The organism is Collinsella sp. LCP19S3_B7, from assembly GCF_052121795.1.
Classification (GTDB): Bacteria; Actinomycetota; Coriobacteriia; order Coriobacteriales; family Coriobacteriaceae; genus Collinsella.
The window spans coordinates 1-22,831 of sequence record NZ_JBQKDO010000001.1 but is presented as its reverse complement, the minus strand read 5'-3'; the positions used below and the strand labels follow the sequence as shown (position 1 = coordinate 22,831).

20 protein-coding genes and 2 tRNA genes are annotated in these 22,831 nt (G+C 61.7%); all 22 read left to right on the top strand.

Annotated features, from left to right (window positions below):
- Positions 1 to 7: 7 nt before the first annotated feature.
- Entirely contained in the window at positions 8 to 418 is a 411-nt protein-coding gene (rbfA, locus tag ACTQW0_RS00110; protein ID WP_006234038.1) for a 30S ribosome-binding factor RbfA, read from the top strand.
- Positions 411 to 1,454: a DHH family phosphoesterase gene (locus ACTQW0_RS00105; RefSeq protein WP_441566331.1), complete on the top strand. Its 1,044-nt coding sequence runs from the start codon at positions 411 to 413 to the stop codon at positions 1,452 to 1,454. Before rbfA ends, ACTQW0_RS00105 begins: the two co-directional genes overlap by 8 nt.
- Positions 1,455 to 1,469: 15 nt before the next feature.
- The gene (gene truB, locus ACTQW0_RS00100; RefSeq protein WP_441566329.1) at positions 1,470 to 2,402 is read left to right on the top strand and encodes a tRNA pseudouridine(55) synthase TruB; all 933 of its coding nucleotides are present in this window, start codon (positions 1,470 to 1,472) and stop codon (positions 2,400 to 2,402) included.
- Positions 2,399 to 3,406, top strand: coding sequence for a riboflavin biosynthesis protein RibF (gene ribF / locus ACTQW0_RS00095; protein WP_441566327.1), 1,008 nt, complete (start codon positions 2,399 to 2,401; stop codon positions 3,404 to 3,406). The genes truB and ribF overlap by 4 nt, the downstream gene beginning before the upstream one ends.
- Positions 3,399 to 5,507 carry a DNA primase gene (gene dnaG, locus ACTQW0_RS00090; protein WP_441566325.1) on the top strand — a complete coding sequence of 703 codons (2,109 nt, stop codon included), beginning with the start codon at positions 3,399 to 3,401 and terminating at the stop codon, positions 5,505 to 5,507. Before ribF ends, dnaG begins: the two co-directional genes overlap by 8 nt.
- Before the next feature lie 110 nt (positions 5,508 to 5,617).
- The gene (gene rpoD / locus ACTQW0_RS00085) at positions 5,618 to 6,961 is read left to right on the top strand and encodes an RNA polymerase sigma factor RpoD (RefSeq protein WP_370450567.1); all 1,344 of its coding nucleotides are present in this window, start codon (positions 5,618 to 5,620) and stop codon (positions 6,959 to 6,961) included.
- Positions 6,962 to 7,303: 342 nt separating this feature from the next.
- Positions 7,304 to 7,378 (top strand) — tRNA-Asn (locus tag ACTQW0_RS00080).
- Between the two features lie 33 nt (positions 7,379 to 7,411).
- Positions 7,412 to 7,486: transfer RNA gene (locus ACTQW0_RS00075), tRNA-Asn, on the top strand.
- Between the two features lie 161 nt (positions 7,487 to 7,647).
- Complete coding sequence (locus ACTQW0_RS00070; protein WP_187361832.1) at positions 7,648 to 8,037, top strand: Asp23/Gls24 family envelope stress response protein; 390 nt, start codon at positions 7,648 to 7,650, stop codon at positions 8,035 to 8,037.
- Between the two features lie 27 nt (positions 8,038 to 8,064).
- Positions 8,065 to 9,726, top strand: a complete 1,662-nt coding sequence (locus ACTQW0_RS00065; RefSeq protein ID WP_441566323.1) for a DAK2 domain-containing protein — start codon at positions 8,065 to 8,067, stop codon at positions 9,724 to 9,726.
- A gap of 10 nt (positions 9,727 to 9,736) precedes the next feature.
- Positions 9,737 to 11,914: an ATP-dependent DNA helicase RecG gene (gene recG / locus ACTQW0_RS00060; protein WP_441540868.1), complete on the top strand. Its 2,178-nt coding sequence runs from the start codon at positions 9,737 to 9,739 to the stop codon at positions 11,912 to 11,914.
- Positions 11,911 to 12,555 carry a 16S rRNA (guanine(966)-N(2))-methyltransferase RsmD gene (gene rsmD, locus ACTQW0_RS00055; RefSeq protein ID WP_441566321.1) on the top strand — a complete coding sequence of 215 codons (645 nt, stop codon included), beginning with the start codon at positions 11,911 to 11,913 and terminating at the stop codon, positions 12,553 to 12,555. The genes recG and rsmD overlap by 4 nt, the downstream gene beginning before the upstream one ends.
- Positions 12,548 to 13,045, top strand: a complete 498-nt coding sequence (gene coaD, locus ACTQW0_RS00050; RefSeq protein ID WP_154515440.1) for a pantetheine-phosphate adenylyltransferase — start codon at positions 12,548 to 12,550, stop codon at positions 13,043 to 13,045. The genes rsmD and coaD overlap by 8 nt, the downstream gene beginning before the upstream one ends.
- Before the next feature lie 68 nt (positions 13,046 to 13,113).
- A complete protein-coding gene (locus ACTQW0_RS00045; protein WP_154515443.1) occupies positions 13,114 to 13,611 on the top strand; it encodes an ATPase in 498 nt (165 codons plus the stop codon).
- Positions 13,611 to 14,165 (top strand): YceD family protein, encoded by a 555-nt coding sequence (locus ACTQW0_RS00040; RefSeq protein ID WP_154515446.1) that lies wholly within the window; start codon positions 13,611 to 13,613, stop codon positions 14,163 to 14,165. Before ACTQW0_RS00045 ends, ACTQW0_RS00040 begins: the two co-directional genes overlap by 1 nt.
- Before the next feature lie 64 nt (positions 14,166 to 14,229).
- Positions 14,230 to 14,409, top strand: coding sequence for a 50S ribosomal protein L32 (gene rpmF / locus ACTQW0_RS00035; RefSeq protein ID WP_022094017.1), 180 nt, complete (start codon positions 14,230 to 14,232; stop codon positions 14,407 to 14,409).
- A gap of 88 nt (positions 14,410 to 14,497) precedes the next feature.
- Entirely contained in the window at positions 14,498 to 15,514 is a 1,017-nt protein-coding gene (plsX, locus tag ACTQW0_RS00030) for a phosphate acyltransferase PlsX (RefSeq protein ID WP_441566319.1), read from the top strand.
- Positions 15,515 to 15,631: 117 nt separating this feature from the next.
- Complete coding sequence (locus ACTQW0_RS00025) at positions 15,632 to 15,874, top strand: acyl carrier protein (RefSeq protein ID WP_154515452.1); 243 nt, start codon at positions 15,632 to 15,634, stop codon at positions 15,872 to 15,874.
- A gap of 3 nt (positions 15,875 to 15,877) precedes the next feature.
- Entirely contained in the window at positions 15,878 to 16,603 is a 726-nt protein-coding gene (gene rnc / locus ACTQW0_RS00020; RefSeq protein ID WP_154515455.1) for a ribonuclease III, read from the top strand.
- 10 nt (positions 16,604 to 16,613) lie between these two features.
- Positions 16,614 to 20,150 (top strand): chromosome segregation protein SMC, encoded by a 3,537-nt coding sequence (gene smc, locus ACTQW0_RS00015; protein ID WP_441566317.1) that lies wholly within the window; start codon positions 16,614 to 16,616, stop codon positions 20,148 to 20,150.
- Positions 20,150 to 21,067 (top strand): signal recognition particle-docking protein FtsY, encoded by a 918-nt coding sequence (gene ftsY / locus ACTQW0_RS00010; RefSeq protein ID WP_271807278.1) that lies wholly within the window; start codon positions 20,150 to 20,152, stop codon positions 21,065 to 21,067. The genes smc and ftsY overlap by 1 nt, the downstream gene beginning before the upstream one ends.
- 10 nt (positions 21,068 to 21,077) lie before the next feature.
- A complete protein-coding gene (gene ffh / locus ACTQW0_RS00005) occupies positions 21,078 to 22,571 on the top strand; it encodes a signal recognition particle protein (RefSeq protein ID WP_441041149.1) in 1,494 nt (497 codons plus the stop codon).
- The last annotated feature ends 260 nt before the right edge of the window (positions 22,572 to 22,831 follow it).

Genomic DNA, 22,831 nt, shown 5'->3' with positions numbered 1-22,831 from the left:
TAGCGCTATGAAGCAAACGCAGGCAACCCGCCGTCTGGGCGAGCAGCTTCGCGAGAAGCTCGGTTATATCCTTCTCTTTGAGGTTTCCGATCCGCGTCTCGACCTGGTCACCCTGACCGCGGTCGAGGTCGCGGTGGACCGTTCGTTCGCGCGCGTGTACGTGTCGTGCGATGCGAGCCGCTACGATGAGGTCATGGAGGCGCTCGCCAGCGCCAAGGGCCGCATTCGCAGCCTGTTGGCTCGCTCGCTCGACTGGCGCGTCACGCCCGAGCTCGATTTTCGCATCGATCGCTCGACCGATGAGGCCGAGCGCATTACGCGTGCGCTGGAGAATGTCCCGGCCACGCTGGCGATCGAAAAGGACGAGGACGGCTATCCCATAGCGGATGCCGCCCAGGAGGCAGCTTTAGATGACTAATTCCGCCGACCTCGTCTCGTGCGAGTCTGCAGATATTAAACGACGCATCCTTGAGCTTATCGAGGGTGCGTCCTCCATTGCGATCTCGGGTCATACCTCTCCCGACGGCGATGCCCTGGGCTCCGTGTTGGGCTTGGGTCTTTCGCTCATGAAGGCGTTCCCCGACAAGGACATCGCGCTGCTGCTCGCAGACGACGATCCCGTTCCGCGTATTTACCGCTTTATGGAAGGCGCCGATCGTCTGGTGCCGGCTTCGAGCTTTACGGGCGATCCCGACCTGTTTATCTCGGTGGATGTGCCGGTTGTCGAGCGTCTGAACAACTCGGCCGACGTGCTCCGCCGCTCCAAACATGTGGTGTGCTTTGACCACCATCCGGCGCGCGAGGAGTTTGCCGAGGTAAGCCTGAGGCGTGTCGATGCTGCGGCGTGCGCCATGATCATCGACCGCTTTTTGGATGATTGCGGCATTGTCGTTCGCGATCGCATCGCCACCTGCCTGCTCTGTGGCCTGGTTACCGATACCGGTCGTTTTCAGTATCAGAATGCCGATGCCGCTGCGTTCCATGCGGCTTCGCGCCTGGTGGCGCACGGTGCCGACCCGGCGCGTGTCGCGCTCGAGGTCTATCAGAGCATGCGCGTCGAGTTCTTGCACCTCAAGTCCATCGTCATGGGCCGCATCAAGACGGTCGCGCACGGGCGCGTGGCGTATAGCTACGCGTACGAAAGCGACCTTAAGGAATGTGGCGTCACCTCGGATGAGTGCGACGGCTTGGTCGATGTGGTGCGCTCGGTGATGGGTGTCGAGGTCTGCCTGTTCCTTAAGGGCATCGAGGGCGATACCAAGGTGCGCGGAAACCTGCGCTCCAAGGGCGACATGGATGTCTCCGAGATTGCGGCCAACTTTGGCGGAGGCGGACATCACGCTGCCGCCGGCTTTACCAATAACGGAACGATTTTCGAGACGCTCACCGCGGCACTTCCCATGCTGGCCGAGCTGGTGGGGGAGGATCCCGCTTCGGTGGCCGTCGAGCTTTAACTTTTTGGATGGTACATGGCTCGTCGTACGCCTTCTCAATTGAATATGCTGCTCGCCGTCGATAAACCGGTGGGCTGCACGTCCCACGACGTGGTTTCGCAATGCCGGCGCGCCCTCCATGAGCGGCGCGTCGGTCATGCCGGCACGCTCGACCCCATGGCGTCGGGTGTCATGGTGGTGGGCGTGGGCCAGGCTACGCGTCTGCTGGGCATGCTTACCCTCGATACCAAAAGTTACGTCGCCGATATCTCGTTTGGCGCCGAGACCAATACCGACGATGCGGAAGGCGAGGCCGTCCGTACTGTTGCCATTGCACCCGAGCTGCGCGATCCGGCCTATGCCCGTGAGCGCTTGAGCGCCATGCTGGGCCCTCAGATGCAGGTCCCGCCGGCGTTTTCGGCTATTTCGGTCAACGGCGTGCGCGCCTATAAGTCTGCACGTGAGGGCAATGCCGTTGAGTTGCCTGCGCGCCCGGTCGAGGTATATTCTGCCGACCTGATCGCCGTGAGTGGCGAGGGCGATTCCTGCATTTGGACCGTTGCCTTCTCGGTGAGCAAGGGCACCTATATCCGTGCGCTCGCTCGCGACCTGGGTCGCGCCTGCGATAGTGCCGCGCATATTTCCGCGCTGCGCCGTACCGCTTCTGGCATTGTCTCCATCGGTGCCTGCCATGCGATCGAGGATCTTTCTCCCGAGTCCGCTGCCGGCTTTGCCTTGGACCCCATTGCGGCCCTCGGCGCCACGCGTGTCGACTTGCCGGGCAATCTTGCGGAAGATCTGCTGTGCGGTCGTCGTATTCCTATTGATCGCGCGCTCGCCGGCTTCGATGCGTCGAAGGCACCGTTTGCGCTGGTGCTCGATGGCGGGCTCAAGGCTTTGGCTCGTATCGAGGATGGTCGCTTTGTGATGGAGCACGTCTTTCCGCAGGCGATCGGCGGTGTTCGATGATGCTGGACCCTCGCGAGCTCGCGCGCACATTTTTTGTGGGCGCGGCGGCGGAGGCCCGCATCGTTTTGGCTGATGCTTTTGATGACTGCGAGTCTATGGGTGCCGCCTCGATTGCCATCGGCGTGTTCGATGGCGTGCATAGGGGACATCGTGAGCTGATCGACGCGGTCATTCGCGATGCGCGCGTCCACGGCTGCAAAGCGGTTGTCGTAACGTTTGACCCTGATCCAGATGTTGTGGTGAGCCCTGCGCCCGCTCAAAAATTGATGACGACGGCCGACCGCCTGCATGCCCTGGCTCAGACTGGGGTCGATGCCGTGGTGGCTGTTCCCTTTACGCCTGCGGTAGCGTCGCTCGACCACGTGGGCTTTCTTGAGTTGTTGGCGCATGTTGTCGACATTCGCTCCATTCGCGTTGGCAGCGATTTTAGGCTGGGTTGCGGCGGTGCCTCGGGCGTTGCCGAGATGCAGGCATGGGGTGTCGAGCGCGGTGTTGACGTGTATGGGCACAATTTGCTGTGCGAGGCCGGCGAGGCTATCTGCGCCACCCGCATTCGACGTGAGCTGAGCTTGGGCCACGTTGAGCTGGCAGCCGATCTACTCGGCCGTCCCTATATGGTGCGCGGCGGCGTGATTCGCGGTCGCCACGAGGGCTCCGATATGGGATTTCCGACGGCAAACCTGCTGGTGCCAAACGGAATCCAGCTGCCTGCCGATGGCGTCTACGAGGGCCTTGTGCTGGTCGACGATACCGTGTGGCCTGCTGCCGTCAACGTGGGCCTGCCGCCGACGTATGCCGACGATGCCGCCTCGGCGCATCTCGAGGCCAACTTGATCGGGTATGCGGGCGACCTGTATGGACGTTCGGTTTCGTTGGCGTTTACGCGTTGGCTGCGTCCTTCGCGCGTGTTTGATTCGCTGGACGAGCTTATCGCGACCGTCGAGGGTAATATTGACGATATCCGTCACAACTTGGGTGAGCAGGGGGTGAGCATCCGTGATTAGCGATGAGGAGAAAGACCAGGTGCGCGCTGCGTCCGACCTGGTTGCCATTGTGCAGGAAACGGTTGAGCTCAAGCCCCGCGGCCATGAGTTTTGGGGTTGCTGCCCCTTCCATGGAGAAAAGACCCCATCGTTTCACATTATCCCCGCTACACAGGTGTGGCACTGCTTTGGCTGTGGCGAGGGCGGCGACGTCTTCACCTACATCATGAAGCGCGAGAACCTGAGCTTTCCCGAGTCGATTCGCTACCTGGCCGATCGTGCCGGCATTGAGCTGCACGATACCGGCGCGCAACGCGATCGCGGCACCAAGCGCGCCCGCATCTATGACCTGTGCGCCGAGACGGCCCAGTTCTATCACACCATGCTCATGCGCGGTAAGGACAGCCGTCCGCGCGAGTACTTTGCCAGCCGCGGTATGGGTGGCGACGTCTGCCGTCGCTACTGCCTGGGCTTTGCGCCGGGTCGCAATATGTTGGTGGCCCATCTGTCGCAGAAGGGCTTTACCCCGCAGGAGATGATCGACGCCAACGTGGCCGTGAGCCGCGGGCGCGGACAGCTCACCGATCGTTTTTACGACCGCGTGATGTTTCCCATCTTTGACGAACAGGGTCATAACATCGCTTTTGGCGGTCGTATTATGGGCGATGGCCAACCCAAGTACCTCAACACCGCCGAGACGAGCGTGTTTCATAAAAAGAGAAACCTCTACGGCTTTAACTGGGCCAAGGAGTTTATCGTCGCGCAGGATACCGCCATCGTGGTGGAGGGATATACCGACTGCATCGCCTGCTGGGAGGCGGGGATCAAAAACGTCGTCGCCACGCTGGGCACGGCGCTGACGGAACATCACGTAAAGACGCTCACCCGTTTTGCCAAGCGCATTGTGTATATGTTCGATGGTGACGCCGCCGGTCAAAAGGCCGCGCGCCGCGCGATTCAGTTTATCGAGCAGGACTCGATGGACCTGCGCTGCGTGGTGCTTCCCGACGGCAACGACCCTATGGAGTTCGTCACGGCGCATGGTGGCGAGGCACTGCAGGCGCGTATCGACGCCGCCGAGCCCCTCATGGACTTTGTGTACCGCTCACTGCAGGAGTCGAGCGACATTACCACGCCGGGCGGTCGCGCCAAGGCGCTCGAGGATGCGCTGACGCTCATCTATCCGCTGCGCGATAGCTACATGATCGATACGTACTTTATCCAGATCGCCGACCTTCTGGGCCTGGATTTGGAGACGGTACGCTCGAGCTCGGGCCGTGTGTTTCGCGATGTCGCCAAACGCGAGGACGCCGAGCGTCGTCGCGAGCAGAACTACGAGCGCCAGCGGGCACAGGCCGAGCGCGCAGGAGGCGCGGGCGGTCGGGTGTCCGGTCCGCAGGGGGCATCTCGCGGCGCCTGGGCGTCGGGGACGACGCCGCCGGTATCCGCACCGGTCGAGGAGGAACCGTACGACTATGTGCCGCTCGAGGCCTACGGGGCCGCGCCGGTCGAGGTCGTCGACGATATGCCGCCGATCGATGTGCCTGCTGGCATGGACGCGGCGCCCGCGGGGTCTGCTTCGACCGCTTCCGTTCCGGCGACGCCGATCGTGCTGACCGATCTGGAGCGGAAGTCTCTGGCGGGGGAGCGCGAGCTGTTGACGATGCTCACCAGCTACCCCGACCTATTCCGCACGTACGCCGATCGCATCTGCTCGATCGAGTGGGTAGACCCCCGTCACGAGTCCATCGCGTGGGCCGTGCTCGCGACGCCGCCGGGCACCGATCCCGCGGCGTGCATGGACGCCGCGCGCGCGGTGTGTCCCGAGGCGGCTTCGCTTGTCAGCGCCGGGCGCATCTCGGCGACGAGCAAGCATCCCACCGAGACGAACATCGTCTTTATGCTCGATACGCTTGAGCTTTACACGATCAAGCGCCGTATGCGGGCTGCCCAGGCCAAGCTGCGCCAGGACCGGTCGCTCGACGATGACGCGCGCCGTGCATTGACCATGCAGGCCGCGCAGGATTCTTTGCGCCAGCGCGAGCTCCAGAAGTCGATTGGCGGCGTGGCCGATCCGTTCCGGTTGATTGGTTTGGAGGCCGCGGGTCCCGATCAGGCCTAGATGTTGTGGTCAATCGGCATGTTATCTGCTATATCCAGTCTGAATTTTGGGTATAGACGTGTAAGTGTGTGCTAAAGTAATGTGTCCTGTGGACTACGAAGGGAGAATCTGTGCCAAATAAGACTGAGAGCACGGGTACTGGGCTGGAATCCTACGTTGCTAAGCTCATGGGCAACGGCTCAAACAGGACTTCGGTAACCGAGGACGAGATCCAGGTCGTCCTGAAGGATATCGATGTTTCTGACGAGCAGCTCAACGCGGTCTATTCCGCGCTGCGCAACAGCGGCATCCAGATTATCTCCGCGAGCGGAAACGACGACGCCCCCATGGACGTCGACGATGACGATAACGATACCGACGATTTCGATGACGACGAGGAGCACGATTCCGGCTCGCTCGACGATCATGAGCTTAAGATGGCCCGTCAGGCTGATGCCGAGATGGGTTCTTGCAAGAGCAAAAAGAAGCGCACCGTCCGCACGTCCCGTTCGCGTTCTCGCGTGCGTGGCATCGATGCCTCCACGGTGATGCTGACCGGTGACCCGGTTCGTATGTACCTTAAGGAGATCGGCAAGGTCGACCTGCTGACCGCCTCCGAAGAGGTCGATCTGGCCATGAAGATCGAGGCCGGTCTCGAGGCCACCGAGAAGCTCGAGGCCGCCGAGGCGGGCGAGATCGAGCTCACTCGCGCCGAGATGCGTCGTCTGACTCGTATCGAGAACGTGGGCCTCGAGGCCAAGCAGGCGCTCATCAGCGCCAACCTCCGTCTGGTCGTCTCCATCGCCAAGCGCTACGTCGGTCGCGGCATGCTGTTCCTGGATCTGATCCAGGAGGGCAACCTCGGTCTGATCCGCGCCGTCGAGAAGTTCGACTACCAGAAGGGCTTCAAGTTCTCCACGTACGCCACGTGGTGGATCCGTCAGGCCATCACGCGCGCTATCGCCGACCAGGCCCGTACCATCCGTATTCCCGTGCACATGGTCGAGACCATCAACAAGCTTGTCCGCGTGCAGCGCCAGCTCCTCCAGGATCTGGGTCGCGACCCGACCCCCGAGGAGATCGGTGCCGAGATGGACATGAGTGCCGACCGCGTCCGCGAGATTCAGAAGATCTCGCAGGAGCCCGTGTCGCTCGAGACTCCTATCGGCGAGGAAGAGGATTCCCAGCTGGGCGACTTTATCGAGGACTCCCAGGCCATCGTTCCGCCCGATGCCGCCAGCTTCTCCATGCTGCAGGAGCAGCTCACCCAGGTGCTCGACTCACTTGCCGATCGTGAGCGCAAGGTTATTGAGCTGCGCTTTGGACTTGTCGACGGACATCCCCGCACGCTCGAGGAAGTCGGCCGCGAGTTTGGTGTCACGCGCGAGCGCATCCGCCAGATCGAGTCCAAGACCCTGGCCAAGCTCCGCCACCCCAGCCGCAGCAGCAAGCTCAAAGACTATATCGAAAGCTAGTCAGGCAAGAAGCGCCCTCAAGCACATCCGCTTGAGGGCGCTTTCATGTAACAAGGGCCGGCAGTTGGGGCACGGGTAGTCTTTTTGGGACGGGGCTTTTTTAGCTACCCAATCTGGGGCCTTTAAAGCTTGAGCCGCTCATTGAGATAGGGTAGCTAAAAAAGCCCCGTCCCAAAAAGACTACCCTGGGCGTCTGGTTGATTAGTCGTTGGGGACGTTCTTGAATGACTAGTCGTTTAAGAACGTCCCCAATGACTGGGTCGGAAAATTTCTTAAAAAAGTTCTTGCCCTGAGCTGATTCGTCCGTATAATAAACTTCGTTGCTTGAGAGCATGCACCTATTCCTCGGTAGCTCAATGGTAGAGCACGCGGCTGTTAACCGCGCTGTTGTAGGTTCGAGTCCTACCCGGGGAGCCAGAATTTCTCAGCCCAATCTGCTGGGCTTTAAATTCCTCGGTAGCTCAATGGTAGAGCACGCGGCTGTTAACCGCGCTGTTGTAGGTTCGAGTCCTACCCGGGGAGCCAGATTGTAAAACCCGTCGCTTTTGCGGCGGGTTTTTTCATACCGCGATTGCTTAACGCAAACGTTGCCATATCAACATTTCGTGTCGAGGATGTAATCCCGCGACCCACCACCTCAACATGGCGCGGTCGTTGTAGAATATTGCAATGATTGCTCCCACGACATGGTGCCGCGAGCACCAGATAAGGAGATTCTTGTGTCTGAGACCATTAACGGCAGCCTGAGCGTCTCGAACGACGTTATTGCCGATATTGCCGGTTATGCTGCGATGACGTGCTATGGCGTCGTCGGTATGGCCGAGCAGCTCCAGGGCGCCGAGAGCGTGCGCCTGCTTGCCGGTCAGCGCCTCCGCAAGGGCGTGCTTGTCTCCGCCGACGAGAACGGCCTTACGGTCGACCTTCACGTCGTGCTCGAGAACGGCGTCAACATGAAGTCCGTCTGCCACAATCTTTCGAGCTCCGTTGCTTTCACCCTGCAGGAGATCGCCCAGATCGATCCCGCCAGCCTTAAGATCGGCATTCACATCGACGCGCTCAAGAGCCGTCTGAACTAGCATCCGAAAACGGAGATTCAAATACTCATGATTGTAAAGACCATTCGCACCTGTTTTCCGATCGCTGCGGCTGCCGTTTCCGACAAGGCCGAGGAGATCAATAAACTCAACGTCTTTCCCGTGCCCGACGGCGACACCGGCACCAACATGTCGCTCACGCTCGCCTCGGTGACCAAGGAGCTTTCCGCCCTTCCCGCCGATGCCGATATGGAGGCCATCGCCGGCGCCATCACCCACGGCTCCCTCATGGGCGCCCGCGGCAACTCCGGCGTTATCACCTCGCAGATTCTGCGCGGCGTGGCCGAGGGGCTCGTCTCTGTCGATGAGCCCATCACGTCTGCCAACATCGCGCATGCTTTCCGTCGCGCCGTCAAGGTCGCCTTCCAGGCCGTCCGCAAGCCCATCGAGGGCACGATTCTTACGGTCCTGCGCGACGTCTCGACCAAGGCCGACGAGTGCGAGAAGAAGAAGTTCTCGGCCGAGGACGCGCTCGACGCCATCGTCGTCGAGGCCTACCAGTCTGTGGCTCGCACGCCCGACCTGCTGCCCGTTCTGAAGGAGAACGGCGTGGTCGACTCCGGCGCCTTTGGCTTCGCCATCTTCCTGGAAAACTTTGTTGCCGCTGCTCTGGGCCGCAGCACCGTTGTCGAGGATTTCTCCACCACGTTTGATTCCGCTGGCTCTGCCCGCGATGCGGCCCTCGGTCGCGTCGAGATCGAGGCCAACGACGACTGGGAGGGCTCGGAGTTCCGCTACTGCAACGAGTTCCTCTTTAAGGCCGACGCCCCGTTTGACGAGGACGAGTGCCTTAAGTTCCTGGGTTCCATGGGCGACTGCGAGCTGCTCGTGGGCGCCTACCCCGACTACAAGATCCACGTGCACTCCAACACCCCCAACCTGGTGCTCGAGCACATGCTGCAGCTTGGCCAGATCTACGAGGTCTTTATCCACAACATGGAGATGGAGGCCCACGACCGTACCGCTAAGATCCACGAGGACCAGCAAAAGGCCGCCGAGCCCGCCAAGGCCCTGGGTTTTGTCGCCGTTGCCGCCGGTTCCGGTGAGGCCGACATCCTCAAGTCCCTCGGCGTCGACGTGGTCGTTTCGGGTGGCCAGACCATGAATCCCTCGACCGCCGACCTGCTGGGCGCGGTGGACCAGGTCAACGCGACTTCGGTCATCATCCTGCCCAATAACGGCAATATCCGTATGGCTGCCGAGGCTGCTGCTTCTGCCTGCACCGACAAAAAGGTCGCCGTGGTTCCCACCAAGACCGTTCCGCAGGCGTTCTCCGCTCTGTTCGCGGTGCTGCCCGATTCCGAGCTCGAGGACGCCGTTGCCGCCATGGTCGATGCCATCAGCGAGGTTCGCGATGGCGAGGTCACCCGTGCCGTGCGCGATTCCAGCGCCTCTGACGGCTCGCCGATTCACTCCGGTGACGTCATGGGTATCATTGCCGGCTCCATCGACGTGGTCGGCTCCGATGTGAAGCAGGTCACGCTCGACTGCATCAACCGCATGCAGGAGGAAGAGGAGGGCGACGCGCTGACGATTCTGGCCGGCGAGGAGCTGTCCGATGAGGCCTTCCAGGAGATCGTTGACGCCATCGAGGAGGCTCAGCCCGACCTGGAGATTGACGCCCATCGTGGCGAGCAGCCGCTCTATCCCGTGATCTTCTCGATCGAGTAGGCATCTGCCCATGTCCGAGCTGTGCTCCGTGCCGCGCGTCTCGGAGCGCTTTGCCCAGAGCAATGCGCTCGACGAGGATATCGCGCGACTCAAATATGTTTCGGGTAAACGTGAGGAGGCCCTTCGCCGTCTGGGAATTAGGACGGTGGGGGACCTCCTTCTCCATATCCCTCATCGATATCTGGACTTTACACGCTCCTGGTCCATCGAGATGGCGCCTATCGGTACGGTGTGCACGATCGTCGCCACGGTCGATCGTATCGTTCAAAAGCAGCCCCGCCCGCGTATGCAGGTTACCGAGGTCTCGCTTGTGGACGAGACGGGCGTGCTGCAAGTCGCTTTTTTCCGCCAGCCCTGGATTGCCCAGCAGCTCAAGCAGGGCGACCGCCTGGCCGTGATGGGTAAGGTCGAATTTGCCTATGGCTTTAAGCAGATGGCCTCGCCGCATTTCGAAAAGCTCGAGGACGGGCGTGCCGCGGGCACCATCCTTCCGGTTCACTATGTGAGCGACGGTGTGAGCCAGGCTTGGATGCGCCGTATCGTGAGCGGCGCGCTCGAGATTGTCGGCAATCCCTTCGACCCGATTCCCGCGCCCCTGCGCGCCAAGCGTCGCCTTATGAGCAGCGCCCGTGCGCTGCGTTCGATTCACTTTCCCTCAAGTATGGCCGAGCGCGATATCGCGCGCGCACGGCTTGCCTATGAGGAATGCCTCTATCTTCAGCTGGCGCTTCGTCTGCGCAACGACGGCGGTATGGTCGAGGTGGTTCCCTACACCCATACCGCGGGTGGTCATTTGACGGCGCTTAGGCGGGCCCTGCCGTTTTCGCTGAGCGACGAGCAGGAGGCCGCGTTCCAAGACATCCTGCATGACATGTGCGATGGCGACCACGTGATGAACCGCTTGCTGCTGGGCGATGTCGGTACCGGCAAGACCGCCGTCGCCGCCTGCGCGCTGGCAGTCGCGGCCGATTCGGGTACCCAGTCCTGCGTCATGGCACCCACGGGCGTGCTGGCGCGTCAATATGCCGATAAGACCGGCCCTTTGCTCTCGCAGGCCGGTATGTCCTGGGCGCTCCTGACGGGTGCTACCCCGGCCGCCGAGCGCGAGCGCATCCATGCACAGCTGCAGTCTGGTGAGCTCGATGTGCTCTTTGGTACCCATGCGGTCCTTTCGGATAACGTAACGTTTAAACATCTTTCACTCGTCGTTATCGACGAGCAGCACCGATTTGGCGTGGGGCAGCGCAATGCCCTGCGTGCCAAAGGCCCAGGTGCGGACTTGCTCGTTATGACGGCCACGCCTATTCCGCGCACACTGGCGCTCTCGGTCTATGGCGACCTGGACACGTCCATCATTCGTCATCGCCCCGTTCCCGGGGCCGGCGTCTCGACGCGCGTGCTCACCGAGTCGAGCCGCGACCTGGCCTACGGTGCCATTCGCGAGGCGCATGCCCAAGGACAGCAGGCTTACGTTATCTGCCCGCTTGTGGAGCCGAGTGACTCCGCGGACGATTTGGAAGACGTTCCCGGCATTGCTCGCGACGATGAAGGTCGCGTGACGGTGCCCGTGCCGTTACACGACACCGCGACCGAGCTCGACCGCCTGCGTCTGGCATTGCCGGGGCTTTCCGTCGAGCGTCTTCACGGCCGCATGCCGGCGGGGGAGAAGGACCGCGTGATCGACGCCTTTAAGCGCGGCGAGATCGACGTGCTCGTCTCGACTACGGTGGTCGAGGTGGGCGTCGACGTGCCCAACGCCACCGTCATGGTTATCGAGAACGGCGAGCGCTTTGGCTTGGCGGCCCTGCATCAGCTTAGAGGCCGCGTGGGCCGCGGCAGCGTGTCGGGCACGTGCCTGGTCATGACGCATTCCAAGGGCAATGGCGGTGTGTCTGCTGCGCAAGACCGACTGCGGGCGCTCGAAAAGACCTCTGACGGTTTTGCGCTTGCGCAGATGGACCTGCGTTTGCGCCACGAGGGCGAAATCTTGGGTTATCGCCAACATGGCGGTGTGACCCTGCGTTTTGTGGACCTGGATGCCGACGAGGATCTTATCGAATGGGCCCATTTGGACGCGGTCGAGCTCTTGCGGTATGCTTGCAACCTTGACTCCGTGGCGACGCGTCCCTTGCGCGATGCGGTTGCCACGCGTTATCGACATATCTTCAAGGAGGTCAGCGGAGGATGAGAATCATCGGCGGTGAATGGCGCGGCCGCAAGATCGAAGAGCCGCGTGGGCGCGATGTCACCCGTCCCACGACCGACCGCGTGCGCGAGGCATGTGCGTCCATGGTCATGTCGGCATTCGATTTCGATCTGGACGAGGTCCGCGTGCTGGATGCCTTTGGCGGCTCCGGTGCCCTGGGAATCGAGATGCTCTCGCGCGGCGCTCGCTCGCTCATCACGTTCGAGATCGATCGCAATGCCGCCCGACTGATCACTAAGAATATCGAGTCGCTGTGTCGCGACCGCTCGCGTTGGCGCGTCGTTACCGGCGATGTGTTGGCGAGCGCCTCGCGTGGCCGTGTTCCGGGCGGCCCCTTTGATCTGGTCCTGCTCGATCCGCCCTATGCCTTTGGTGCCGAGCCGGTCGAGGAGCTGCTGCGCAATCTTGCCCAGCAGGGCTTGCTGGCACCAGGGGCCTTTGCCCTGTTTGAGCATGCCGCAAGCGACGCGGGCGCTCATCCGGCTGGTTTTGAGACCGTGCGAGAGAAACGCTACGGCATTACCTCGGTTGACTTGCTGCGCTGGGTGGCCGCGGACGAGTGCGACCACGCTAATGACAGCGATATTGACGAGGACGCGCCTTTGGAGGATACCCATGAATGACACTATCAACCGCGTGATCGTTCCGGGTACGTTTGACCCCATCACGTTTGGTCACATCGATGTAATCCGCCGCGCCCGCCGCATTTTTCCCAGCGTGATTGTCGCCGTGGCGGAGTCGCAGGGCAAAAACGGCGTGGGCACCACCTTTATGCTCGATGAGCGCGTGGCGTTGGCCCGCGAGGCCCTGGGCGATATTGACGGTGTCGAGGTACTGCCCTTTACCGGCCTGTTGGTCGATTTTGCCCGTGAGCAGGGTGCGGGTGCTGTGGTCAAGGGCCTGCGCGCCATGACCGACTTTGAGTACGAGCTGCAGCAGGCAGACCTCAACTATCGCCTGGATAACGAGCTTGAGTCCATTTTTGTCATGAGTGCGCCGCAGTACGGCTATATTTCGAGCTCGGTGGTTCGTCAGATCGCATCGCTCGGAAGCGATGTGTCGACGTTTGTGCCGCCCAATGTGGTCGAAGCGCTTAAACATCGCTTTTCGTGACGTTTCATATTGCCTGATGGCATGTGGTAAACTAACACGATGTCATGTTACCTATGAAAGGAGACCGGATGCCGGGCGAGAATTTTCCTGGCGACAGGATCGTGAGCCTTGTCGAGGAGCTCGAGGGGCTCATCGAAGAGGCTAAGACGCCGTTCGGCAAGAATGCCCAGATGAAGGTTATCGATGCCGACGTCTTCTTTAACATCCTTGACGAGATCCGTATGAGCTACCCCGAGGAGTGGCAGAAGTCCCGTCGCATCCTCAAGGAGCGCGACGAGCTTATGGCTTCCGCCGCTGCTCAGGCCGATTCCATCATTGCCGATGCTCAGCAGCAGGCACTCACCATTGCCGGTGAGCAGGAGATCGTCCGCTTGGCGCAGCAGCAGGCCGACGATATCCGTGATCGTGCCCAGCAGTACGAGCGCGAGACGCGCTATGCGGCCGAGGATTATGCCGAGCAGGTCTTTACGCACCTCGAGGAGAACCTCAAGAGCCTGACCGGCACCGTTACCCGTTGCCGTCAGCAGCTCAACGAGGGTGCCGCCCAGCAGAACGGTCAGTGGTAATGGCTGAGTTCCCGAGCGTTACCGTCGATCTTTCCGAGCAGCTCGAGTTTCCCGGAGACTCGTATCCGCTGACCGGCAAGGTCGATGTCGCCACCTACACGGTGGGCGAGAAGGAGTACCAGCTGCAGGACGGCATTGCTTACGACGTGGTTTTTACCAATGCGGGCACCGGTGTTCTGCTCTCCGGCATGGTTCGAGCGCACGCCACCGGCGAATGCGACCGCTGCCTTGAGCTCGCCTCGTTTGATATCGCCGGCGAGATCGAGGAGTTCTACCTCTTTGAGGAGCCCGAGGATCCCGAGGCCTACGAGGACGGTTACGAGCTTTTGGGCGAGGACCGCATTGTCGATCTGGGGGAGCCCATTAACGACGCCGTTGTCATGGACACGCCGTTTGTGGTGCTCTGCAAGCCCGATTGCCGCGGCCTGTGCCCCACCTGCGGTATCAATCTCAACGTCGAGCAATGCGATTGTGCCGCCCAGGCCGAGGCCGAATGGGCCGCTGCCACGGAAAATCCATTTGCAGCATTGAAGAATCTCAATCTTGATGAGTAAAAATGTGGTAGTATCGCTACTTGCGCGTAATCGCCACACTGGATAGTTCATAAGGAAGGTCACTATGCCCGTACCTAAACAAAAGCAGGGTCGTATCCGCACCCATACTCGTCGTTCCGCCAACATGAAGATCTCGGCTGCGGCTCAGTCTACGTGCCCCCGTTGCGGCGCTGTCAAGCTCCCGCACCACGTGTGCCCCAGCTGCGGTTTCTACAAGGACCGCGAGGTTATCGTTACCGAGTAACGGTATACTCTGGATACGATGCCGTTCCAACTGGAACCACAATGGCCGGCTCAATGAGTCGGCCATTTTTGTATAAGGAGCACTTGAAATGAGTAACGTTCGCGTTTGTGTAGACGTTGTGGGCGGAGACGAGAAGCCCCAAGTTGTCCTCGACGGTATTGAGGCCGCACTTGCCGCCGATCCCGATATCGAGGTCATTGCTGTTGGCCCCGCCGATATCGTCAACCCCTTTGCCGCGGCGCACGCGCGCGTGGAGGCTCTGGAGGCCCCCGATGTCATCGCCATGGACGACGATCCCATCCGCGCCGTGATGACCAAGCGTAAGTCTTCGATCGTGCTTGCCTGCCGTGCTATTAAGAAGGGCAACGCGGACGCGTTTTTCTCCGCGGGGTCGACCGGCGCCATGACGGCTGCCGCCACCGCCTACGTGACGCCGTTTAGATATTTGGTAGAGGGTAAGAAGCAGCCGGTGCGTCCATGCCTCACCAATGCGCTGCCCAACCGCACCGGTGGCCTTACGGTACTGTGTGACATGGGGGCCAACCCCGATGTCGAGGTCGACGACATGGTTCGCTTTGCCCAGATGGGTGCAGCCTATGCCCGCGTGGTCTTGGGCATCGAACATCCGCGTGTGGGCCTGCTTGGCAACGGCACCGAGGACGAGAAGGGTTCTAACTTTACCAAGGCGTGCTTCCCGGCTATGAAAGCCGCGGTCCCCGGTTTTGTGGGCAACTGCGAGGGCACCGATCTTACGTCGGGCAATTTTGACGTTGTGGTCGCCGACGGCATGTCGGGCAATATTGCGCTCAAGGCAACCGAGGGCGCTGCCAAGTTTTTGCTGCAAGAGCTCAAGGGCGCCTTTATGTCTTCGCTCGGTACCAAGATTGCCGCACTGCTCATCAAAAAGCAGATGCGCCAGATGAAAGCCAAGCTCTCGGGCGATGCCAAGGGCGGCGCGATCCTGCTGGGCCTTCGCGGCGTCGTTTTGATTGGCCATGGCGCCACGTCGGCCGAAGCCGTTAAGAACGGTACGCTCGCCGCGGCTCAGGCCGTTCGAGCCGGGCTTATCGAAAGCATTGCCAATTCCATGGAAGGTATCGTTTAGCAAGAGCTCCGTTACGTGGCTCAAGCTATGCATCGTGGGGTAGAATCGGAGCCGTGCTGCAATGCGGCTTCCGCCCGCGCGACACATTGTATTCCACGACTTATGAGAGGATGCGCTATGGATCGCTCCGAAATCTTTGACAAGATCGCCGAGGTCGCTGCCGACGTGCTGGGCGTTGACGTTGCCGAGATCAGTGATGAGACGACTTTTGACGACCTCGATGCCAATTCGCTCGAGCGCCTGCAGCTGGTGACGGCCATCGAGGACGAGTTTGACCTCGAGATCGATGACGAGACCCTGTTGTCGCTTACCTCCGTTGCCGACGCCGTCGACGCTATCGAAAACGCCAGGGAGGCCTAGGTCTTGGCTTTATCTCAACGACTCACGCGCGCTCAGGAAATCCTGGGCCATGAGTTTAATAACAAGGTGCTGCTACGCGCGGCGCTCACCCACCCCTCGGCAGTTGAGGGGCAGCCGGTCTCTGCCAGCTATGAGCGGCTTGAGTTTTTGGGTGACTCCATTCTGGGCGCCGTGGTTGCCCGTTCGCTCTTTGAGTCTTATCCCGAGTTCGATGAAGGCAAGCTCACGCGTCTGAAGGTATCGCTTGTTTCGGGTGCCACGCTGTCCGAGGTTTCGCACGAGCTGGGCATCGACGACATCATCATCTTTGGCGCCTCCGAGACCGGTACCGGCGCGCGCGGCCTTAACTCGGCGCTCGAGAACGTCTATGAGTCGCTCGTGGGTGCGTTGTACCTCGATGCCGGCTGGGATGCGGCGGCGGAGTTCATCCACCGCACGCTTAAGCCCCATTTGGCCTCCGAGCGTGCCGAGCACCCCGCGAACCCCAAGTCGTTCTTGCAGGAGTGCGTGCAGGCAGACGGTCACGAGCCCCCGGCATACAAGCTGGTAGGCTCCGAGGGCCCGGCACATGCGCCTACCTTTACCGCCGTGGTGCTTGTCGACGGTATCCGTCAGGGCCGCGGCACCGGCGCCTCTAAGAAAGAGGCCGAGGGAGCCGCTGCACTCGAGGCGCTCGACCGCATGGGTTACACCACCAACGGTGTGATTCTCAACAAGAAGCCCGTTTAAGCGAGGAACCGTGTATCTCAAGTCCCTTACGCTCAAAGGGTTCAAGTCGTTTGCCGACCGCGCCCATATGACGTTTGAGCCGGGCCTGACCGTCATCGTCGGTCCTAACGGCTCGGGAAAATCGAATATCTCCGATTCGATTCTGTGGGTACTGGGCGAGCAGAGCGCCAAGCAGCTGCGCGGCCAGGCCATGGAGGACGTCATCTTCTCGGGCTCGTCGGCGCGCAAGCCGGTGGGCGTTGCCGAGGTCACGCTGGTGCTCGATAACTCGGACCATGTGCTGCCTGTCGACTTTGACGAGGTTGCCATCACCCGCCGCATGTATCGCTCGGGCGAGAGCGAATACCTCATCAACTCGAGTCCGTGCCGCCTGATGGATATCCAGGACATTTTGCACGATTCGGGCTTGGGTAAGGATACGCATTCCATTATCAGCCAGGGCAAGCTCGATGCCATTTTGCAGAGCCGTCCCGAGGAGCGCCGCGCCCTTATCGAGGAGGCTGCCGGCATTTCCAAGCACAAGCGCCGCAAGGAGCGTGCGCTCAAAAAGATTAAGTCGATGGACGAGCACCTTACTCGTGCCCGCGACATCAATAAGGAGATTGCCCGTCAGCTGCGACCGTTGGAGCGTCAGGTCGATCGCGCGCGCAAGTACAAAGAGCTGTCCTCGCGCGCGAACGAGCTTACGCAGATGCTGGCCGTTGACGAGCTTCGTTCGCTGCAGTCGCAGTGGAACGATCTGGAGAGCCGTTCCAAAGAGGGTGCCGCCGAGCTGGAGCTTGCGCAGTACCGCTTGGGCGAAAAGGAGCGCGAGCTCGAGAAGCTCCAGGTGATGCTCGAGGAAAAGGGCCTGTTTGTGGGTGACTTGGGCGAGCAGCGCCGTCATATGCAAGATGTGGTCGGCCGTATTAACTCCGATATGCGCCTGCTCGAGGAAAAGGGCCACAATATGGTGTCGCGCCTGTCCGATATGCGCGGCCAGATTTCGAGCTCCGAGCATCAGCGTCGTCGCGTGGTCGAGGAGCTCGAGGATGCACGTGCCCAGCTTGAGGAAGTGACCGGTGCGCACATGCAGGCCCAGGACGACGTTGACGCCGCCGGCCCTGCCGCCGCCGAGCTCCACGAGCGCCGTGTTGAGCTCGACAATCAGATTTCGCAGCTTACGCGCGAGCAACGCGATGTGCAGCGCGTGGCCGACAAGGCTGCGCTCGAGCTTGCCAAGGTGAAAGACTCGTTGAGCAATGCCGAGGTCGAGGACAACATGTACGCCTCGCGCCTGGAGCAGATTGACGAGCAGCTCGAGGAGGTCACGGCCTCGCTCGAGAGCCGTCGCGACCGCGCCGAGGAGCTCGACGGCGCGCTCGATCAGGCTCGCCAAGCCCAGGCCGATGCGCGCCAGGCCACCGAGGTCGCCCGTGCGGCGTTGAAGGACTTGCGCGCCCGTGAGAGCGAGTCGCGCAACAAGTTGTCCGAGGTGCGCTCTGAGCTTGCGAGCCAAAAGAAGCTCGATGCCCGTATGGCCGATAGCTCGCCGTTGGTGAGCCGTCTGGTAGGGGCATTGGGCGATGACGTAACGGGCCGCCTGGGCGACGTGCTCGAGGCGCCGCGTGAGCTTGAGGTCCTGGTCGAGCAGCTGCTTGCCGGCGATATCGATGCCCTGTTGTTTGATGACGCCGCCACGCTTGAGCGTGCCGGTCGTGCGGCTTTGGACCAAAAGAAGGCCTCGGGCGAGGCACTGCTGGTGGCGCGTGGTGTGAGCGGCTCTGCTGCTGCCGAGGGCGCTGCCGGTTCGCGTCTGGTTGATCGCCTGTCCGTGCGTGCCGGTTATGGCCCGATTGTCGAGGCACTGCTCGGCGGCTATTACGTGGTCGATGACTTAGCTGCCGCGCTGGCGGCACCAGTCGTTGACGGTGTGACCTATGTGACGCCCGATGGCGCTCGCGTGAGCTTTGGTGGCCTGGTGCGCGTGGGGCTCGATGCCGGCGAGGCCTCGGGTGCCCTGGAGCGGAAGCGCCGCATTCGCGAGCTCGAAGGCCTGGAGCCCGATTTGGCTGCCGTTTTTGAGCATGTGTCGAACCAGGTTATCGAGGCCAATGCGGCCGTCGAGGAGGCGCGTGCCGCCGAGGGTGATGCCGCCGGCGAGATCGCCCGTCTTGAGGGCGAGCGCCGCTCGCTGCTCTCCGAGATTGGCCGCCTGGAGCAAAGCGCCAACAGCGCCGAGGTCGAGCGTGCGCGCATCTCCAGGCGCCGCGAGCAGGCGGCCGAGGCCGTGAACGCCGCGCGCCCGCGCGTTGACGAGCTCACCCGTTCGCGCGACGAGGCCCGTGCGCAGGCAAGCGACCTGGGTCTCCAGATTGCCGAAGCCAACGACGAGCTCGATCGCGTGCGCCGTGACGATTCCGAGGCAGCCGGTAAGCTCGCCGATGCCAAGGTGCGCCTGGCCCAGACGAGCGAGCGCCTGCGTTCGCTGAAGGGCCGCGTGCCCGATCTGGAGCATCGCCTGGAGGGCATTGACCGCCGTATCCGCGGAACACGTCAGGCTTCGCGCTCGCTCGAGCTGCTGCGCCTGCGTGTCGATCCCATGCACGAGCGCTATTCGGCCCTGCTGGAGCGTGCATCTGATTGGGCCGCGCGCCTGCGTGACCAGGCCTCACTCGAGGAGGCAGACTCGGCTTCGCTCAAGAAAACCATCGAGGATGCCAAGGCCGAGGTCTCCCGCGCCAAGGAGCGGGTCGATGCCGCCACGGCGACACAAAACGAGTTCAAGGTCGCGCGCGGCAAGCTCGAGGTGCAGGTAGAGGCGGCCATCAAGGCCATTACCGCCGATGGCACCACCGTGCTTGAGGAAGCGCTCATGCTTCCTGCTCCCACCGATCGCGACGCCGCCGAGCGCGAGCTCAACCAGCTCGTGCGCCAGATCAACAACCTGGGCCCTGTGAACCAGGTTGCCATGGAGGAGTACGAGCAGCTCAAGCGCCGCGCCGATTACATCGAGGAGCAGCTGGCCGATCTGGAGAGCGCGCGCAAGGCGCTCACCAAGATTACCGTGGCCATCGACCGCAAGATGCGTAAAGCCTTCCTGGTGACCTTCGAAAAGGTCGATGCGAACTTCCGCGAGATCTTCGCCATGCTGTTCCCGGGTGGCCAGGCACATCTGGAGATGACCGACCCCGAGCACCCGGCCGAGACGGGCATCGAGGTCGTGGCGCAGCCGCGCGGCAAGCGTATCACCAAGATGATGCTCATGTCGGGCGGCGAGAAGAGCCTGACGGCGCTCGCCCTGCTCTTTGCCGTGTATCGCACGCGTACGGTGCCGTTCTATGTGCTGGACGAGGTCGAGGCGGCGCTCGATGACGCCAACCTATCCAAGCTCATCGGCGCGCTTGACGTGCTGCGTTCCGATACGCAGCTCTTGGTTATCTCGCATCAGCGCCGTACTATGGAGGACGCTGACGTCCTCTACGGCGTCTCGATGCAAGCTGACGGCGTCAGTCGCGTCGTCTCGCAAAAACTCGATCGCGAAACCGGAAAGGTCGTGAATGCATAATGGGATTCTTCGATGCTCTCTCGCGCGGACTTGAGCGTAGCCGCGAGGCCCTCAACGAGGTCTTTTACTTTGGCGGCGAGGTCGACGAGGATTTTTGGGAGGACCTAGAGGACACCCTCGTCATGGGTGACATGGGTGCCGAGGTCGCCATCCAGGTCTCCGACGACCTGCGCGATGCCGCGGCCAAGAAGAACCTCAAGACCGCCCCGCAACTCCGTCGGGCCCTGGCCGAGCAGCTCGAGCAGCATTTTGTACCCGTCGAGCGCGATCCGTTCGCCGACACGCCGAGCTGCGTGCTGTTTGTGGGCATCAACGGTGCCGGCAAGACCACTACGGTCGGCAAGATCGCGAGCGCCATGGCCGCCCGCGGCAAGAACGTCGTGATCGGCTCGGCCGATACCTTCCGCGCTGCCGCCATCGAACAGCTCGATGTGTGGGGCCAGCGCGCCGGCGTCCCCGTCATAAAGCGCGACCGCGGCTCAGACCCGGCAAGCGTTTGCTACGACGTGCTCGACGAGGCCGATAAGCGCGGCAGCGACCTGGTGCTCATCGACACCGCCGGTCGTCTTCACACGAGCCCCGAGCTCATGCGCGAGCTTGCCAAGGTGGTCAACGTGACGCGTAAGCGCGCCGCCAATATGGCCGCCGGCCCCATGCCCGTCTCGGTCGTCCTCGTGATCGATGCCGCGACGGGCCAAAACGGCCTGAACCAGGCGCTCGAGTTTAATGAGGCGCTGGGTCTGGACGGTATTATCATGACTAAGCTCGACGGCACGGCAAAGGGCGGTATCGCCATGGCCGTGGCCGAGAAGCTCAAGCTCCCAATTCTGCGCGTGGGCGTGGGCGAGCAGGTCGATGACCTGCAGGAGTTTAATGCCAAAGATTTCTGCCGCGCCCTGGTGGGCGAGTCCAACTAAGGAGTGACCAGTGTTTGATTCTCTGAGCGATCGCCTCAACGACACATTTGACCGCCTGCGCGGCAAGGGCAAGCTGACCGAGGCCGATATCACCTCGGCCATGCGCGACATTCGCATGGCGCTGCTCGAGGCCGACGTCAACTTTAAGGTCGTCAAGGAGTTTGTCGCCAAGACCAAGGAGCGCTGCATGACCGCCGAGGTCATGGAATCGCTGACTCCGGCGCAAAACGTCGTCAAGATCGTGCTCGACGAGCTCACCGAGATGCTCGGCTCCACCGAGAGCAAGCTCGTCTTTAGCAACCGCATTCCCAACGTCATTATGCTCGTGGGCCTGCAGGGCTCCGGTAAGACCACGGCGGCTGTAAAGCTGGCATACCTGCTCAAGAAGCAGGGCCGCTCGCCGCTGCTCGCCGCGTGCGACGTCTACCGTCCCGCCGCTGCCGACCAGCTGGCCACGCTTGGTGGAGAGATCGGCGTGCCGGTCTTCCGCGGTGACGGCGAGCACCCGGTCGATATTGCCAAGGGCGCCATCCAGGAGGCCGTCGACCACCTGCGCGATGTGGTCATCGTCGATACCGCCGGTCGTCTGCAGATCGACGAGCAGATGATGCAGGAGGCCGTGGACATCAAGAAGGCCGTCAAGCCCGATCAGGTGCTGATGGTCGTCGATGCCATGACCGGCCAGGATATCGTCAACGTTGTCTCGACCTTCGCCGAGCGCACCGACTTTGACGGCGTGATCATCTCCAAGCTCGACGGCGATGCCCGTGGCGGCGGCGCGCTTTCGGTGCGCCAGGTGACCGGCAAGCCCATCAAGTTCGTGAGCATGGGCGAGAAGCCCGATTCGCTGGAGCCGTTCTATCCCGATCGCATGGCCAAGCGCATCTTGGGTATGGGCGACGTCGTCGGCATTATCGAGAAAGCCCAGGAGGCAGCCGATGCCGAGCAGCTCGAGGCTGCCGAGCGCATGCTGCGCGAGGGCTTTACCATGAACGACATGCTCGACCAGATGAAGGCCGTCAAGAAGATGGGCGGTATGAAGGGCATTCTGGGCATGCTTCCCGGCGGCCAGCGCGCGCTCAACCAGATGGGCGGCAACCTTGATGAGGGCATCTTCGACAAGAACGAGGCCATCATCATGTCGATGACCAAGGAGGAGCGCCTGCGTCCTTCCATCATCAACGGCCAGCGTCGCGCCCGCATCGCCAAGGGTGCCGGCGTGACCCCCACCGAGGTCAACAGCCTTATGAAGCAGTGGGGCGAGATGAACAAGATGATGGGCCGCATGCGCTCGATGGCCAACCAGGCGCAAGCCGGCGGCAAGAAGGGCAAGAAGGGTAAAAAAGGCAAAAAGATGCGCATGCCCAATATTCCCGGTCTGGATGCCATGGGCCTGGGCAGCATGGGCGGCCTGGGTGGCCTGGGTGGCATGGGAACAGGTGGTCCCAAGTCCGATATGGACCTGCTGCGCCAGATGGAAGCGCAGATGCGTAATAAAAAGTAACGACTGGTTGAGTCGAGTATGGCGAAGGCCGCCTGGATGGTACTCCAGGCGGCCTTCGCCGTTCGTTCGCAGGTTTTCTCACGCGCGGAAGCGTGTTGACGTTGAGGTGCTTGCCACTAGGGTGACGCATAATTTCTTTCGCAAATTGACAACCGCATAGCGGAACACGGCCCGCGCCCCGTCATATGATTTCTAGCGACTAAACAACAAATCACCGACGAAGGGGGCACGGGCCGTGTCTGCGAACATCGTATCAGTCG